The sequence below is a fragment of the Hungatella sp. SL.1.14 genome (assembly GCF_024460495.1).
Lineage (GTDB): Bacteria > Bacillota > Clostridia > Lachnospirales > Lachnospiraceae > Hungatella > Hungatella hathewayi.
The window spans coordinates 185,122-200,763 of sequence record NZ_JANFYJ010000003.1 but is presented as its reverse complement, the minus strand read 5'-3'; the positions used below and the strand labels follow the sequence as shown (position 1 = coordinate 200,763).

At 49.4% G+C, this 15,642-nt stretch carries 13 protein-coding genes and 1 riboswitch; of the genes, 3 read left to right on the top strand and 10 right to left on the bottom strand.

The window, feature by feature from the left end; genetic code table 11:
• The first annotated feature begins 182 nt into the window (after positions 1-182).
• Together NE473_RS04825 and NE473_RS04820 are read left to right on the top strand one after the other, a co-directional pair.
• The gene (locus tag NE473_RS04825) at positions 183-2,297 is read left to right on the top strand and encodes a PTS sugar transporter subunit IIC/EAL domain-containing protein (protein WP_055649338.1); all 2,115 of its coding nucleotides are present in this window, start codon (positions 183-185) and stop codon (positions 2,295-2,297) included.
• A gap of 169 nt (positions 2,298-2,466) precedes the next feature.
• Complete coding sequence (locus tag NE473_RS04820; RefSeq protein WP_055649337.1) at positions 2,467-3,585, top strand: M14 family zinc carboxypeptidase; 1,119 nt, start codon at positions 2,467-2,469, stop codon at positions 3,583-3,585.
• Positions 3,586-3,727: 142 nt separating this feature from the next.
• On the opposite strand, the gene rlmH is transcribed toward NE473_RS04820, so the two are convergent.
• The 7 genes from rlmH to NE473_RS04785 all read right to left on the bottom strand — a co-directional run bounded on the left by rlmH (position 3,728) and on the right by NE473_RS04785 (position 10,083).
• The gene (gene rlmH, locus NE473_RS04815; protein WP_006776113.1) at positions 3,728-4,207 is read right to left on the bottom strand and encodes a 23S rRNA (pseudouridine(1915)-N(3))-methyltransferase RlmH; all 480 of its coding nucleotides are present in this window, start codon (positions 4,205-4,207) and stop codon (positions 3,728-3,730) included.
• Positions 4,208-4,218: 11 nt separating this feature from the next.
• Positions 4,219-5,250 carry an alpha/beta hydrolase gene (locus NE473_RS04810; RefSeq protein ID WP_022033603.1) on the bottom strand — a complete coding sequence of 344 codons (1,032 nt, stop codon included), beginning with the start codon at positions 5,248-5,250 and terminating at the stop codon, positions 4,219-4,221.
• A gap of 82 nt (positions 5,251-5,332) precedes the next feature.
• Positions 5,333-7,189, bottom strand: a complete 1,857-nt coding sequence (locus tag NE473_RS04805) for a DUF6320 domain-containing protein (protein ID WP_006774318.1) — start codon at positions 7,187-7,189, stop codon at positions 5,333-5,335.
• A gap of 66 nt (positions 7,190-7,255) precedes the next feature.
• A complete protein-coding gene (locus tag NE473_RS04800; protein ID WP_256265168.1) occupies positions 7,256-7,747 on the bottom strand; it encodes a GNAT family N-acetyltransferase in 492 nt (163 codons plus the stop codon).
• A gap of 162 nt (positions 7,748-7,909) precedes the next feature.
• On the bottom strand, positions 7,910-8,614 hold the full coding sequence (locus NE473_RS04795) for a response regulator transcription factor (protein WP_006774316.1): 705 nt from the start codon (positions 8,612-8,614) through the stop codon (positions 7,910-7,912).
• A 20-nt stretch (positions 8,615-8,634) separates the two neighbouring features.
• Positions 8,635-9,402 carry a helix-hairpin-helix domain-containing protein gene (locus NE473_RS04790; protein WP_055649335.1) on the bottom strand — a complete coding sequence of 256 codons (768 nt, stop codon included), beginning with the start codon at positions 9,400-9,402 and terminating at the stop codon, positions 8,635-8,637.
• Positions 9,403-9,657: 255 nt separating this feature from the next.
• A complete protein-coding gene (locus NE473_RS04785; protein ID WP_022033606.1) occupies positions 9,658-10,083 on the bottom strand; it encodes a DMT family transporter in 426 nt (141 codons plus the stop codon).
• 138 nt (positions 10,084-10,221) lie between these two features.
• A riboswitch (TPP riboswitch) is annotated at positions 10,222-10,324 on the top strand.
• 49 nt (positions 10,325-10,373) lie between these two features.
• Between NE473_RS04785 and thiT the strand changes: the two genes are divergently transcribed.
• Positions 10,374-11,045 (top strand): energy-coupled thiamine transporter ThiT, encoded by a 672-nt coding sequence (gene thiT, locus NE473_RS04780; RefSeq protein ID WP_055649334.1) that lies wholly within the window; start codon positions 10,374-10,376, stop codon positions 11,043-11,045.
• A 63-nt stretch (positions 11,046-11,108) separates the two neighbouring features.
• Here thiT and NE473_RS04775 read toward each other — a convergent pair whose 3' ends face one another.
• The 3 genes from NE473_RS04775 to NE473_RS04765 are packed head-to-tail and all read right to left on the bottom strand — an operon-like array spanning position 11,109 to position 15,624.
• Positions 11,109-13,043: a glycoside hydrolase family 127 protein gene (locus NE473_RS04775; RefSeq protein ID WP_055649333.1), complete on the bottom strand. Its 1,935-nt coding sequence runs from the start codon at positions 13,041-13,043 to the stop codon at positions 11,109-11,111.
• Entirely contained in the window at positions 13,044-13,865 is an 822-nt protein-coding gene (locus NE473_RS04770; protein ID WP_006774309.1) for a response regulator transcription factor, read from the bottom strand.
• Positions 13,852-15,624, bottom strand: coding sequence for a sensor histidine kinase (locus tag NE473_RS04765; RefSeq protein ID WP_055649332.1), 1,773 nt, complete (start codon positions 15,622-15,624; stop codon positions 13,852-13,854). The genes NE473_RS04770 and NE473_RS04765 overlap by 14 nt, the downstream gene beginning before the upstream one ends.
• Positions 15,625-15,642 lie beyond the last annotated feature (18 nt).

Genomic DNA, 15,642 nt, shown 5'->3' with positions numbered 1-15,642 from the left:
TTTGTCGAAATGTGTCAGTATCGATTCTACAGTGGGTATGCATCAAAGTTGCATCATCCGATTATTTTAATCAAAACCGCCGTAATTTTGGAATGACTTCTCAAACTGATTCGTGTATAATGTAGGAAACAGCAACTACAACCATTGGATTCCATTACCGCCTCCGGCTTTAAGGAGTTACCATGAGTTTTCGAAAAATACTATCACGGTTTCAGATTTCTATCTTTGCCCGTTCCATACGCCACGGGCTGACGCTTGCCATCCCATTCCTGATTATGGGATCCTTTTCTCTGCTTCTGAATAATTTTCCCATTGACAGTTATCAGGTTTTTCTTACATCCTGGCTTCACGGCACTGCTGCCCAGCTCTTAAATACCATTTACACCATCAGCCTCGGATCTCTGGCCCTGGTTCTTACCGTCACCATCAGCATCTCCTACGGACAGCTGGCCGAGACGGACCAGTTTCTGCTTTATCCTGTGGTTTCGGTCTGTTCCTATCTGGCCTTCTGCGGCGGCATTAAGGATCAGACGGAATATATCTTCAGCGCAGAATGGGTCTTTACAGCCATGTGCATTACCATGCTGGCCTGTGTCCTGTTTCAGCGGCTCTTAAGGTTTGGCCGCCGCTTTGAGAGGCTTCACACGACAGGGGCTGATTATCTGTTTAATATCTCTATCCAGAGCCTGGTCCCCGTCATCGTTATCACTCTGTTTTTTACGATAACAGGGTATCTTGTCCGCATCACCTGGAGTGACAGCAACATTACGAATTTCGGCTCCTATCTCTTTCTGAAACTCTTTAACGGAATCAGCGGGAATTTATTCGGCATCCTGCTTTATGTGGTTATCACGCACGTCCTGTGGTTCTTGGGGATTCACGGAACAAACACGCTGGAAGCCGTTTCCAGACAGTTGTTTGAACAGAATGTGGAGATCAATCAGGCCCTGATGACGGCCGGCAGTCTTCCCACGGAGATCTTTTCGAAGACGTTTCTTGACACCTTCGTCTTCCTGGGGGGCTGCGGCACCGCCTTAAGCTTTGTCATAGCGCTCTGCATCGCTTCAGGACAGAGTCACAACAGGAAGATCGCTCACGTGGCGCTCCCCTCGGTACTGTTTAATATCAGTGAAATCGCTGTCTTCGGTTTCCCGATTATCTTTAACTTTACTATGGCGGTTCCCTTCATCATCACCCCGGTTGTGCTGACGGTTACCAGTGCTCTGGCCATCCACCTCGGTCTGGTGCCTGCGGTGACTCAGTCTGTAGATTGGACTGTCCCCGTACTGCTCAGCGGATATAAATCCACCGGTTCCATTGCCGGCAGCCTGCTGCAGCTGTTTAACCTCATCATCGGAACGATGATCTATATCCCGTTTATCCGGCGAAGTGAAAAACTGGAGGCCGGCAAATTTACGCAGGCGATCCGACAGATGGAGGCGGATATGGCCTCCGGCGAAAAGCAGGGAAATCCGCCCCGCTTTTTAACCCCGGAATATCCATGCTATTACTACGCCAAAACCCTCGCCATGGATTTACAGAATGCCATCAAACGCGGCCAGGTACAGTTATACTATCAGGCGCAGTTATCCCATGACGGAACTTTGCACGGCATGGAGGCCCTCATGCGCTGGAAGCATCCGGTCACAGGATTTATCGCGCCGCCGGTTTTGGCAGGTCTGGCCTATGAACATGGATTTTTGGATGAACTCGGCAGCTATCTGATCAGACGCGCCTGCCTGGACGCCCAGACCATGGAGAGGCTTTTAAAGAAAGACGCATATCTGTCCGTCAATGTTTCCTCCATGCAGATAAAAAGCGATGGTTTTTTCGATATGGCTCTTTCCCTGATTAAGCAGTATCCCGCGGAGCATATCCACCCCGTATTCGAAATCACAGAACGGGCGGCACTTGAGATATCGGATCACTTAAAAATAGAAATGGAGCATCTTCGCAGCCAGGGTGTGGAATTCAGTCTGGATGACTTTGGAATGGGGCACAATTCCCTTCTTCAGCTGCAGGAAGATGCCTTCGATGAAGTAAAATTGGACGGCAATCTGGTCTCCCAGCTTCTCACGAATAAACGATCCCGCGAAATCGTCTCCAGTATCATTCAAATGTCCCGGAATTTAAACTGCCGGATCGTAGCGGAGTTTGTGGAAACCGCAGAACTGCGCAATGTTCTCTCAGAGCTTGGCTGTTCCATCTATCAGGGCTATTATTACTGCCGCCCTCTGCCTTTGGAGGAATTCATGGATTATATCAGCAGACTGCCTGAAAAAGGACATGGTTCCTGATGATAAGCGGCCTGCTTCCAACGGGAATGGCCTGCACAGTTAGAAAATCGGCATAAAAACGTAAGAAAACTTTATTTGAATGAATCCGTTATTTGTAGTAGATTAAAAGCATATGGATTTAAAAGCCGGACAATCAACTGTTGAGCAGGAGGCAGAAAGAGGAACGAATATGAAACGAATGGTTTGTGCCGTATTAAGCGGCATACTAATTTTAGGAAATGCCGGTTATGGGGAAATGGTCAGTTACGGGGCCCCCACCTATGCAGAGGCCAATGCCGTAGGGCCTGGTATTAAAGCTGCAGTCGGCCTCAATGATTTTCTGGATCAGGAGGTTCCGAACCCCATTGTAAAGCCGGCAGATAAGTACTCGTACGAGCAGATGGAAGCCGATATCCAGTCTCTCAAGAATACCTACGGAGATAAGATTACCGTCAATGTCATCGGTACTTCTCTGGACGGAAGGAATATTTATGATATCATCCTTGGCAATCCGGAGGCGAAATCACAGATCCTCATGCAGGGCGCCATCCATGCCAGGGAGTATATGACGCCTCTTGTGATGATGAGCCAGCTGGAGTATGCCCTGGCCTTTTACGATACCGGGCACTATAACTACAAGTCTGTAAAGGATATGCTTAAGAAAGTAGCCATCCATTTCGTCCCCATGACGAATCCAGACGGCGTAATCTTAAGCCAGTTTGGAATTGATGCCATACGCTCGGACAGCTTAAAGCAGGGTATCCGGGACTGCTATACACGGGATGTAACTTTAAAAAGAACCGCGGATTCCTTCGAAACTTATCTGACTAAGTGGAAGGCGAATGCCGCCGGCGTAGACTTAAATTATAATTTTCCATATGGCTGGGATGAACTGGCCACGAAGCTGACTGAGCCATCCTCTGCCAGCTATAAAGGCCCTGCTCCCTTCTCGGAACCGGAAAGCCAGGCACTGAGAACACTGGTGGACCAGTATCCGTGGGCCGTCACCGTGAGCTACCATTCCCAGGGCCAGGTCATCTACTGGACTACGAGCAGCAATGGGGCGGAGCTGGCTTCCAATACGCTGGCGGAAGCAGTCTCGGTAATGACCGGTTACCGGATGGATAACAGTGACGGCAAAGGTGGCTTCAAAGACTGGATGCAGTCCAGAAGCGGAGCAGTCCCCGGAGTAACACTGGAAGTCGGGAAAACGCCCTGCCCTGTCCCATTCGCAGAGTTTCCTGAGGTCTGGAGGCAGAATAAGGGAGTCTGGGTACAGGTTCTCGATTATGTCGTGCGCCGGATCTAAAGAAAAAGTGTCCCTGCAGCAGATTTACCTCTGACCATCACAAATTAAACAGCAGCGGCGGAGCCCTTATGACACAATGTCATATGAGTTCCGCCGTCTTTATAAGTGAAACGTATTCTTTTTCCACGCTATTTTAACCTGGCTATTTATGGTACGCCTGCCCATTCATAATCCGGTACCCTCTGTAGATCTGTTCCAGCAGAATCACCCGCATCAGCTGGTGCGGAAACGTCATCCTGGAAAAACTCAGCAGATAATCCGCCCGGTCGAGGACCTGTTTTGAGAGCCCTAAGGAGCCTCCTATGATAAAGATAATCTGGCTCGTGCCCGACACGCCCAGAGCGGCAATCTTTTCTGACAGTTCCACGGAATCCAGCATCTTTCCCTCAATGGCCAGAGCGATCACATAGGCGCCCTCCCTGATGCCGGCCAGAATCCGTTCTCCCTCCTTCTCCCTGATCTGAGTTTCCAGCGCCTCTCCGGCATGATCCGGTGTCTTTTCGTCTGCCACCTGGATAATCTCCAGTTTACAGTACCGGCTCAGCCGCTTGCTGTATTCTTCAATCGCAGCAGTGTAAAATTTCTCTTTTATTTTTCCAACGGTTATGAGCGTTATCTTCATGTAAATTCCTCTTATCTTACCGGCAGGTTCTTCTTCATCGATTCCAGCACCCGGCCTGCCACCTGGGCTGCGGTTTTCTTTCGCCGCGTCTTGACCCTTTTTACCACTTTTCCATCCGGTTTCCGGCTGATTCCGCAGGTAATCCGCAAAAATTCTTCTACTTCCTCCCAGGCTTCCCGGCTCTCCGGAATTAAGTCCATCCCCATCTGGAAGACATGAAACATCCCTTCGTAGACAGATAAACGGCGGCGCACTCCCGCCCGCTTCAGTTTCTCCGCCACCTCCAGGGTATCGCTTAGCAGCACCTCATAGCTTCCCACCTGCATGAGCACCGGCGGAAACCCGTGATAATCCCCAAACAGCGGCGACAGATACGGCTCCTTCGGATCAGCCTCTCCGATATAGGAGGAATGAAAAAGCATGTTGTCGGTGGAGTTCCCGAAAAGGGGATCCGTCTCATAATTATCCGTGTAGCTGGCGCCGCTGTTGGTCAAATCAGTCCAGGGCGACATGGTAATAATACCTCCCGGCATGGCAAGCCTGTGATCCCGCAGATACATGACGAGAGCCAGAGCCAGCCCGCCGCCTGCGGAATCTCCCGCTATGATGATATGGTCCGGCTCGTACTCCTTTTCCTGAATCAGCCACTTATACGCATAGACTGCATCCTCCAGGGCCGCCGGATACGGATACTCCGGAGCCACCCGGTAATCAATCGTGAGCACATCTCCGCCAAAACTCAGCTTGGAATACCGGACTGCGAATTTCCGGTAAATATTCTTCATGGGGCCGATGTAACCGCCTCCATGCAGCTGCAGAATCACACGTCCCGTAAAGATCCCCTCCGGACGTAAGTATTCCATCGGAAACTGCTCCGTTTCCACAATTTCGTACTCATAACCGGCCGGACAGATCCACGCCGGCTCCACCGGATTTTTTCTCAGTTCACCGCTCTGTATGGGCTGCTTTAAGGAAGTCTCCATCACGTTCTGCATCATGTCGCGCACAAGATTACCGCGGACACTCACTCGTTTATCTCTCATCTGTTTTCCCTTTCTTTCCAGCCGTCTGCGGCTCCGCCATTCTGTTCCATCTGCCTGCGCCCTGCCGTCATTCCATCCCGCTTTACAGATGAAATCTCCGCTTCAATTCCGTCTTCACACTTCTGTCACCCCACTTAATGGTGACAAATAGAATCAGAACCGTGACCACCACGGTTACGAGTGTCATCAGCGGACGTGTCACCAGCCCGGCCGCCCACAGAATGACGGGAATAAAGCTGAAGATCGTGATGGCAATCTGATACATAAAATAACTCTGCCAGTTCAAACGGTTTACGATAATCAAAAATACCACCGCAAGGTCTGCAAACAGCAGGGTACTCGGTATGCCGAAATTGACTGACCAGCCTGTATACCCCGTCACATGATCGATCATCACCAGAAGCACCTCCGCCGCAATGGTCTGTATCACAACTTTGGATGCCAGATTCGCATGCCGCATGATGGAGTATCGTAATGTCAGCGCCACATAGATGATACAGCCGATGGCGATGACTGACCACATGGATCCTGAGTATGTGGCAAAATTGACCACTCCCAGTATGGCGGCCACGGCAAAAAGGATGCCGTAAAAGGTGTTGACTACTTCCTTCCACCGTTTCGGATCGTACTGGATCCTTGGGTACATTGCCTTGTCGTCACGGGAATCCGGCACACCGTTGCTCTCCGTCTCCACAGAGACTCCCAGTTCTTTTAAAAAGCCGAAAAAGCGGTCCTGCAGTCTCGTATCCTGAAATACCGAGGTGAAGGTAACCACCACATGCTCGCCGTACGCGCACACGGCACACTTCATGGGCTGACGCTTTGAGACACCGATCATGAGATGGAACCGCTCAATCTCAGCCTCATACTCTTCTTCTACTTTAATCGGACCAATATTGGAAAGCGTCATGGTATATGCCCGGTCGTTTCTGCGGAAAATCACATTCAGGGCACCCCATTTCATGAAGAGCGGAGCGATTCTCAAATACCATTTCTTTTCATTGGAAACATTATAGGAGATCGTCTCCTCCAGCTTTTCCCTCGTAATATTCTCATCCATCTGGCGGCTTACTGCCTCCACTGCTTCGGAAAACTCATGCTCTTTCCCATCTGCCAGAAATTCCAGCAGCGTAACCGCAAAGAAGTTGGCCATGGTCTCGGAATCGAAAAATGCCCGCAGATTAATGGGCAGACTGATCCCGATCGACCGGTCCCCGGTCCCCGCTTCTTCATATTCCTGATAAATGGCCCAGATCAGGGCGGCGGCAAGAAATTTTGTGATGCTTACGCCGTAAGACTTTCCGACCTTTTTTAACTCTGCCAGATTTACATAACCGTGCAGCACGCTTTCCTCATCGAGGGGCAGCGGTTCTCCGCTTATGTGAAACGCCTTCCTGGTGCTGTATTTTCTGCGGGCAACCTCTTTATAATTGCGTACGTAGCTGTCTTCCACGTTCATGGATACATCAGAGGATATCTTCTGCGGAGCCGGATGACCGGTCCTGCCGTCGCGGGTTAAATCCAGATACCGGTAAACCAGTGCTTTCAGAAAGTTGACTGCCCCCAGCCCATCCGTTACCGCATGAAATACCTCCAGATTGATCCGTTTCTCATAATAGCTGACCCGGAACAGATAGTATGGACTGGTTCGCGGATCGATATATTTACATGGATACGCAGTTTCCCGCTCAATAACAGGCATCCGTTTATTCGACTCAAAATAATACCAGAAAAACCCGCGTCTCAGTCTCACGGCAAAGCCTTCAAACTGAGGCAGTATCTCCTCCAGCGCCCGCTGAAGCGTTCCCGGAACCACCTCTTCCTTTAGTGTTGCCGATATTCTGTATACATTACTTAAATGCTCATTGGCAATGACAGGAAATATTTTCGCCGTATTGTCAAGACGTCTCCATCTCTCCCCCTGTGGACTCTTCTTCATCGCAAAACTCCATCCTTTCCAACTGCCGCACTCTCCTGAACCTCAAAGGCAAAACGGCTCCGTTCCCTAAAATTCCAGGAGCATATCATACCAGACAGCCCCGCCGTGAACCGATGCCGACAGCCCCAGATTCCGATAGCCGAATTTCTCATAGTAATGGATCAGACGGTCCTTACAGGTCAGAATCATCCCCTTTTTCCCCTGCGCTTTCGCCTCCTGCATCAAGCGGTTCATCAGATCCGCCGCGACCCCCTGCCTCCGGAACTCCGGTATCACATCGAGTCCGAAAACACTCTGATACAGCCCCTCCGGGCGGTGGAGCCCGCTGTCCTCGAACATCTCATCCCGGATGGTTCTCTCATCAGTCACACAGCCGTTAATAAAGCCGATGATTCTGCCGTTCTCATCCTCTGCTACAAAAAAGCTGTCCGGAAATGTCTCGATCCGCTGCCGAAAGGACGCTTCCACCGCTGCCTCCGCTGCCGGAAAACACAGCGCTTCCACTTCTGTCACCTGATCTAAGTCTTCTATTTTAACGTTTCTGATCGTGTAATCCATCTGTCTGATCCCTTCTTATCATTCGTTTTTATCACTGTTTTATTCCCGCTGGCAACGAGCCGGACGCGCTGGCGCGTCCATTTGGCGACTGCCGGCAGATAAAAGAAAAGGCGGAATCTGCGGCGTCAGACCCGCAGATATCCTCCTCTTCCATCGTCTCCTCTATGACTGGGCGCGGAAATAGTATCCGACCCCCCATTTCGTATGAACATATTTTGGATCGCTGGGGCTCGGCTCTATCTTCTCACGAAGACGTCTGACATGGACATCCACGGTTCTGACATCACCGGAATCCATGGCCTTGTTCCCCCACACATACGTAAGCAGCTGTTCCCGGCTGTAAACCTTATTCGGATTACAGGCCAGAAGCTCCAGCAGATCGAATTCCTTTGCTGTTAAATTGATCTCTTTTTCGCCGATAAATACACGCCTGCTGTCCCGGTCCAGCTTTAAATCGCCGGAAGTCACCACATTGGACCCGGCCCGGCTCTCCCGCCTGTTCTTCTTCGTATTCCGACGCATAATTGCCTTAATTCTGGCCTTAACTTCCAGGATATTAAACGGTTTCGTAATATAGTCATCGGCGCCGTATTCCAGCCCCAGAATCTTATCCATGTCGTTGCCCTTTGCCGTCAGCATGATAATCGGCATCTCGGAAAACTCCCGTATGGCCTGGCAGACCTCGTAACCGTCAAACTTCGGCAGCATCACATCGAGAAGCACCACATCATACTCCTTCTGCTTTGCTAAATTGATGGCTTCCTCTCCGTCATAGGCGCAGTCCACCTCCATGTTGTCCTGCTCCAGACTGAACCGGATTCCCTTCACAATCAGTTTCTCATCATCCACTACTAAAATACGAGCCATGTCACACCTCTGTCTTCCACTCACACTGTTATGTCATCTTTAATCTTTTCAAATGCTGCATTCTTAATACCGGATATCTTCTTGATATCCTCAATCTTCTGAAACCCGCCATGGCTTTCCCGATAAGCGATGATATCATCGGCTTTTGCTTCTCCGATCCCCTTTAAGGTCATCAGTTCTTCCCTGGTGGCCGTATTCAAATTCACTTTCTCTTTTGCCGCGCTGCCGCCCGGCTCACTTCCGGATCCGGCTGCGGCCGTGCCCGGTACCATAACGCCGCCGCCCATGCTGCCGCTTCCGCTGACGGAATCAATCCCGTAGCGTTCCGCCCCTTCCATGGATTCTCCATCCGGAACCACAATCTTCATGCCGTCACTGACAATCTGTGCCATGTTCAAATACTGCTGTGCCGCGCGTTCCGTAAATCCGCCGGCCCGCTCCACAACCTGGAAAATTCTGCTTCCCTCTTCCATCTCATAGACGCCCGGCAAAAGGACTTCCCCGCAGATATGTACGTAGCAGACCGCTGCCGTTGTACTTTCAGAAACCGGAGTCTGTAATACTTCTGACGTCTCTGATGCCTCACCGGATCCTTTATCATCCGGCTCGCTTTTTTCCTCCGGCATCTCTTCTCCCCGGCTCATCTCTGTGTCACCGGAGCCGCTCAAAACCGACAGTTCTCCGGATTCCCATCCGCCCTGTCGTCCATCACAGCTGCAGCATATGCATGCAGCCAACACGCATATGAGTATGACAGCCGTTTTTACTGCCTGATATCTATATTTCATGATATCCCTCCTCTTTTCTCAGGGAATGGATACCATCTTCAGCCTATGATACTATTCTACAAAAAGATACCAGTAAATACAAGCACTATTTCCAAGTTTAAGAGAAAGGTTCCGCCGGGCAGGAAGAGGCACGGGACAGTAGCACACGCCAGAGGGCGGGACGGGCATATCGGAGTTTTTTGAGCAGAAGCCCGCGGACAGCAGAAAAACCGTCTGACAGCCAGAGGTGCCGGACGGTTTTTCTGCGTAACTTTGTTAATTAAATATGATAATACCGATCACAGCTACCACCGCGCCAATCAGCTTTTTCCATTCAAATCCGGCTTTTTCCACACCGAACAGTCCAAACAGTTCGATTCCGTATGCCACGATGATCTGGGATATAACGATGATAAGCGCCGCCTTCGCAGGCCCCAGTGACCCCATACTGCGCACTACGGTATATGTGATAAAGGCGCCGATAATTCCGCCCAGAAGCATGTATTTCGGCTCCACCTGGAGAATCCCCGAAATATTTTCCCTTCCTGAAAAGTACCAGATGACAACACAGGTGATAAATGCAGTAAGCTGCACCCAGCCGGCAGATACCCATATGCTGGTCTGCTTCGTAACCCCAGTATTCAAAACTCCCTGGATGCTCATCAGCGCTCCTGAAATCAATGCTATGATAAAGCCTGTCATAGAATAACCTCCAAATCCGTCATGCATTTCTAATCTTTCCCTTATCATGCGCAGAATTGGAACTTCTATTCATCCACATATCATCTTGACACCGTACTGTTTTTGCGATATACTCACACACGGAAAAGAAAACAGAAAAAGACACGCTAGGGGAGCCGTTTGGCTGAGAATGGTATTATTTACATGACCCTCACTACTTGAACCGGATAATGCCGGCGTAAGGAAGCAGTATGATCCATACTTCATGAAAAGTAGTCCCCTCCTGTGTGCAAACAAAGGAGGATTTTTTTATGTCATTTTTCTTAACCTATGCGGCGGACAGCGAAGAGTATATACTGAAGCCCGCCGGTTATGGCCTGCTTATCGTATTACTGGCCGCGCTGCTGTTTGTCATCTACAGACTGGGTAAAGCATCGCTTAAGACGCAGCAGATGCAGACGAAACAGCTCGTTTACTGTTCCGCCGCCATGGCTCTTGCAGTCGTGACTTCCTTCATCAAAGTGGCGTCCCTGCCCTTCGGCGGTTCCATCACATTATTTTCCATGATGTTCATCTGCCTGATCGGCTACATCTATGGAGCCAGAACCGGACTGATCACCGGCCTGGCCTACGGCATCCTGCAGTTCATCGTAGAACCGTATATCTACGCCCCGCTTCAGGTGCTTCTCGACTATCCGCTGGCATTCGCCGGACTGGGACTGGCCGGATTCTTCAGTTCGAAAAAGCACGGCCTGATTATCGGCTACCTCGTGGGCATCTTCGGCCGTTATATCTGTCATGTGTTATCCGGCTACATATTCTTTGCCGCTTATGCACCGGAAGGCATGAATCCGTTTTTCTACACACTCGGTTATAATGCGACCTACATCGTACCGGAGGCAATCGCAACTGTTATCGTCTTCAGCCTGCCGCCTGTGGCAAAGGCAATTGCCCAGGTAAAAAAGCAGGCGATCAGTTCGTAGCAGGGCCGATCAGATAAGTGGAAGGAGGGGCTGTACCGCTTGGTACAGCCCCTGACTGCTATTCTACATGATGTCGATCCAGGTAATCATCTCTCCTTCCCCCCTGTTATTCCACAGAAAATAGGGAACTGCCTTTAGTTTCACCGCCTGTTTTTCCACGAAAGCCTTCTCATATAAGCATTCCTGCCTTCTGCCGCTGTAACGCACTCCAGGAACTGTTATTCCATAATAACCGCCCAATGTTTCTTCCCAGTAAAGTTCCGGTTCTCCCTGTACATCCACCCGGCATTCATGAAGATACGGTCCGTTATCGGCCTCTTCCAGACAGTAAACCAGAGGTCCCCGGATTAAGGCTGCTTTGCCCGCATCATAGAATATCCGCCGATCTGCCTGACAAAAAGAAGGCTCCATTTCCAGAATCCATTCCAGAACATCCCCATCCTTCCATTCCCGTTTTACCACCAGATATCCTCTCTCCACAGAGAAGTCCGTCACACTATGCTGATTCATGGTCAGAGAATAGCGGACGCACCACTGCGGAATCCGCAAAGCAAGCTCTCCGGATACCGGGTTCTCGCTTTCAAATCGAAAAACAGATCTGCCCTTCCACGGGAGTTCTGACTCCTGTATCAATCGGAAGGTTCCGGATGGCAGCGTCACCTCCCGTTTACTTCCAATATATTGATGAACATAAAACCGTTCTCCGTCTACAGAATAAATCAGGCTCTGTAAATCCGCTATTGTCCGGGCAATATTGGGCGGACAGCAGGCACAGGCATACCAGGCCTGACGTACGGTTTTTACATGATGCCGCTCAGGATTAGCTTCGCAGACCTCTGGCACGGCCTCCAACGGGTTGACATAAAAAAAGTGTCTGCCATCCAGTGACATCCCTGAAAGCACCGCATTATAAAGAGCCTTCTCAATCACATCCGCATAACTTGAATCCGCTTCGTTAAGAAGCATCTCCATAGCAAAACGAATCAGCCCCACCGAGGCGCATGTCTCACTGTAATTCGTGTCGTTAGGCAGATCATACGCCCTGGTAAATGCTTCCCCGGACGGTGTCGAACCGATGCTTCCGGTTATATACATCTGTGTTCCGGTTATATTTTTCCAGAGTTCCCTGCAGGTATCGAGAAGCTTCTCATCACGGCAGCAGCCCGCCATGCGCGCCATGGCTGCATACATATAAACGGCTCTTACGGCATGGCCAACCGCTTTCTTCTGCTGCCGCACCGGAGCATGGAACTGATTATAATACGCATAGGGATACTGATTGTATTCCCGGTTAGGTTCATCTACCTGGCCTCTGGTCCAGTGGCTTATCCGTCCCCTCCGCTCAAACTCTTCCTCGAAAAACCGGTTGTTTCCACGCGCTTCCAGAAAATAGGAAGACAAGTTCAAATACCGTTCTTCGCCTGTAACATCGTACAGCTTTAACAGCGCCAGTTCGATCTCCTGATGTCCCGGATAGCCGTGGAGTTTCCCCTCCTCCGGGCCAAATGTCCTGTCAACACAGTCGGCCAGCCGGCAGGCCGCCTTGAGGAGACCGTCTTTACCGGTCCCTTTGTGATAGGCCACAGCGGCCTCTATGAGATGGCCTGCACAGTAAAGTTCATGGCACTCCAACAGATTGGTCCATTTCCGGTCAGGTTCCTTCAATTGATAATAGGTATTTAAGTAACCGTCTTCCTGCTGGGCCGATACAATATAGCCAATAATTTCATCCGCCTTTTGTTCCAGATCTTCATCTCTTCCGTACTGCAGGATATCTCCCACCGCTTCAATCCATTTATACAGATCACTGTCCTGAAAAACAAAACCGGAAAATTCCCCTTCTTTCACGCCTGCAGCTATCTGAAAGTTTCTCACCGCGTGACTTTCCGTTTCGCATGGGATCCGGTCCGTTAAAATCCCCCATTGGTAGGGAATCAGCTGCTCCCTGACAAGCTTTAAATACCGGTCCCAAAAGGGTGATTTGATCATGCAGTCCATCTATTTATCCTCCTTTTCTGCCTGATGCAGAGATTCGCTGTACTCCTTCGGTGTACAGCCCACATATTTCTTGAACACTGAAATAAAATAGCTGTTATTCTGAAATCCCGTCATATCTGCCACTTCACTCCCTTTAAAACCACTGATCGCCAGCAGAAGCTTCGCCTTTTCCAGACGGTATTCCGTAAGATACTGGACAAATGATTTCCCAGTCTCTTTCTTAAACAGCTCTGAAAAATAGTTTTTATTGAGAAACACCACCTCACTGATGGATTCTAAGGAAATATCCTCGTGGTAATGGTCCTCCATGTAATTGAGCGCCTTACGGATCACCCGGCTGCATCCGTTAGAATCCACAGGCATATCATCCGTTAAGTGCTCTGCCTTCAGCTTCCGTATCTCCGTCTCCATCAGCTGTACCTTTTTGCGATGCTTCTGGCTCTGCATCCATTCCGCCTTCACCGTCTTTAGAAGCTGATACATCTCCTCCGGTTCCACAGGCTTTAAGATATAGCCTCTGGCTCCATTGGCAATGGCTGCCTTCGCGTATTCAAAATCCGTATAGGCACTGACAAAAACACAGATAATTTCGGGACTGATCTTTTTTACTGCCTCCAGCATATGAATCCCGTCCAATCCGGGCATCTTGATATCCGATATAACAAGATCAGGTTTTAAACTTCTGCAAAGCTTTAATGCTTCCTCCCCATCTCCTGCCTGCCCCGTCACTTCAATCCCCAGATGAAACGATTCTAATAAATCTGCCAGCAAATAGCGGACATTCTCCTCATCATCCACGAGTACGGCTTTAAAATCCCCCATCTCCTTCCTCCTTTTCTATCTCAATGCGGAAAGACACACTGGTTCCTTTCCCCGGTTCACTTATGATTTGTAAGCAGCCGGATGCTCCGTAGCTTAAGAAAAGCCGCTTATTCACATTCTTTAGACCAATGCTTTTCCCACTTCCCCTCCCACTTTTCTCCGTTCCAATTTCCTTCGTGGCAAAATCCATGATATCCCCGGAAAGCTCTTTCAGCCGTTCCGCCTCGATTCCCAGCCCGTTGTCCTTCACTTCTACGTAAAGCGTCTCGCCGTTTACCGAACAGGTAATCATAATCCATTTTAATCCATTTTTCAGTTCAAGGCCATGGATAAAGGCGTTTTCTACCAGAGGCTGAATCAGCAGGCGGGCCATTCTGCATTCCCTGGAACGCGGGTCGATGTTATAAAGCACCTGAATAGACCGCTGAAAACGATATTCCTGTATCCGGATGTAGTTTTTCACATAGGTCAGTTCTTCCTCCAGCGTCACTTTCTCCTTACCGTCACTTAAAATATACCGGTACATCATCCCCAGGGCTTCCGCAATGCTTTCTATATCTCCATTATGTTCCCGAATAGCAAGCCCCCGGATCAGTTCAAAGGAATTAGCCAGAAAATGGGGATTAATCTGAGCCTGAAGCGCCAGGAGTTTTGCATTGATGTTTTCGGTTCTGATCTCAGTCATCTTTGTCATCATATCATCCATTTTTGAGATCATGGAATTATATCCCTGTTCCAGAATACGTATCTCTTCAAACTGGCTGATGGTGTGAATCTCCACCAGTTCCCCTGATTCCAGCCGCTTCATTCTTCCCGTCAGCTTCTGCAGCGGCCCGGTTAAATAGCCTGCATACTTATATACACTCCAAACCGATACCGGCATGATAATCAGCAAAAGAATGATGGAGGAGGTCAGATTGTCCTTTAAGCTTTTTAAGGCAAACGCGTTGCTGTATCTGACCTGGAGATTCCAGCCGTTATTTAACGGATAGACCAGATGGTAACCGGAATCCATATCGCCAAAGCCAAAATTCTTATAAACAATGCGGTCCGTTTTTTCTCCAATAAAAGAGCGGTCCGGAAACCAGAATATAGTTTCGTCTCCGGCCGTCACATAGGCCAGACAGTATCGGTCTAAATTAATCATCTTTAATATTTCTTCCATATAAGATGCCCGCATATCAATCTGAAGAACGCCTCTGCGCTCCTTTCCCTGTCTCAGACGGTAGACATTTTTCAGATAGGAAAATACCTCATCCGAATCGGGAACCAGTTGGTATTCCGGTACAGAGGGCGGCACATAGCAGTCATCACCACCGCTCTCTTCCAAAAGGGATATCCTGCTGTTTCCATAGAAATGTTCCCGGCTCACATTAGAATCCGTTGTATAAAGCCGGTCATAATTATCCAGCCAGTAGATATTGGTGACAAAAGGAACGGCCCTGCGAAACGTCTGAAACTGGTTCTCCGTGTTTTTGAAAAAGTCAATCCCCTCTTTTGTCCAGACCGGACGGATTCGATCATATTCCTCGGATTGGGTCAGACTGTCCACAATCTGGTACTGCAGCACGTCCAGCTGATTTAACATATTATTTAAGCTGTTCCTGGCCTGTTCCGACATTTTTATGATCTCTTCCTGATTCTGCAGGATCGTATATCGGTAGATCTGATAAAGATGAAGACCGCTTAAACAGACTGTAACAAGCAGTATCAATATCACGTTGGAACGGATCATATCGGATCTGATTGTTTTCTGCATAAAGCGGCCCTCCTGTCA

What these genes read in the sequence shown, in the direction of transcription:
- NE473_RS04825 (WP_055649338.1), top strand. Translation starts at nt 183, where the DNA reads ATGAGTTTTCGAAAAATACTATCACGGTTTCAGATTTCTATCTTTGCC.
- NE473_RS04820 (WP_055649337.1), top strand. Translation starts at nt 2,467, where the DNA reads ATGAAACGAATGGTTTGTGCCGTATTAAGCGGCATACTAATTTTAGGA.
- rlmH (WP_006776113.1), bottom strand. Translation starts at nt 4,207, where the DNA reads ATGAAGATAACGCTCATAACCGTTGGAAAAATAAAAGAGAAATTTTAC.
- NE473_RS04810 (WP_022033603.1), bottom strand. Translation starts at nt 5,250, where the DNA reads ATGAGAGATAAACGAGTGAGTGTCCGCGGTAATCTTGTGCGCGACATG.
- NE473_RS04805 (WP_006774318.1), bottom strand. Translation starts at nt 7,189, where the DNA reads ATGAAGAAGAGTCCACAGGGGGAGAGATGGAGACGTCTTGACAATACG.
- NE473_RS04800 (WP_256265168.1), bottom strand. Translation starts at nt 7,747, where the DNA reads ATGGATTACACGATCAGAAACGTTAAAATAGAAGACTTAGATCAGGTG.
- NE473_RS04795 (WP_006774316.1), bottom strand. Translation starts at nt 8,614, where the DNA reads ATGGCTCGTATTTTAGTAGTGGATGATGAGAAACTGATTGTGAAGGGA.
- NE473_RS04790 (WP_055649335.1), bottom strand. Translation starts at nt 9,402, where the DNA reads ATGAAATATAGATATCAGGCAGTAAAAACGGCTGTCATACTCATATGC.
- NE473_RS04785 (WP_022033606.1), bottom strand. Translation starts at nt 10,083, where the DNA reads ATGACAGGCTTTATCATAGCATTGATTTCAGGAGCGCTGATGAGCATC.
- thiT (WP_055649334.1), top strand. Translation starts at nt 10,374, where the DNA reads ATGTCATTTTTCTTAACCTATGCGGCGGACAGCGAAGAGTATATACTG.
- NE473_RS04775 (WP_055649333.1), bottom strand. Translation starts at nt 13,043, where the DNA reads ATGGACTGCATGATCAAATCACCCTTTTGGGACCGGTATTTAAAGCTT.
- NE473_RS04770 (WP_006774309.1), bottom strand. Translation starts at nt 13,865, where the DNA reads ATGGGGGATTTTAAAGCCGTACTCGTGGATGATGAGGAGAATGTCCGC.
- NE473_RS04765 (WP_055649332.1), bottom strand. Translation starts at nt 15,624, where the DNA reads ATGCAGAAAACAATCAGATCCGATATGATCCGTTCCAACGTGATATTG.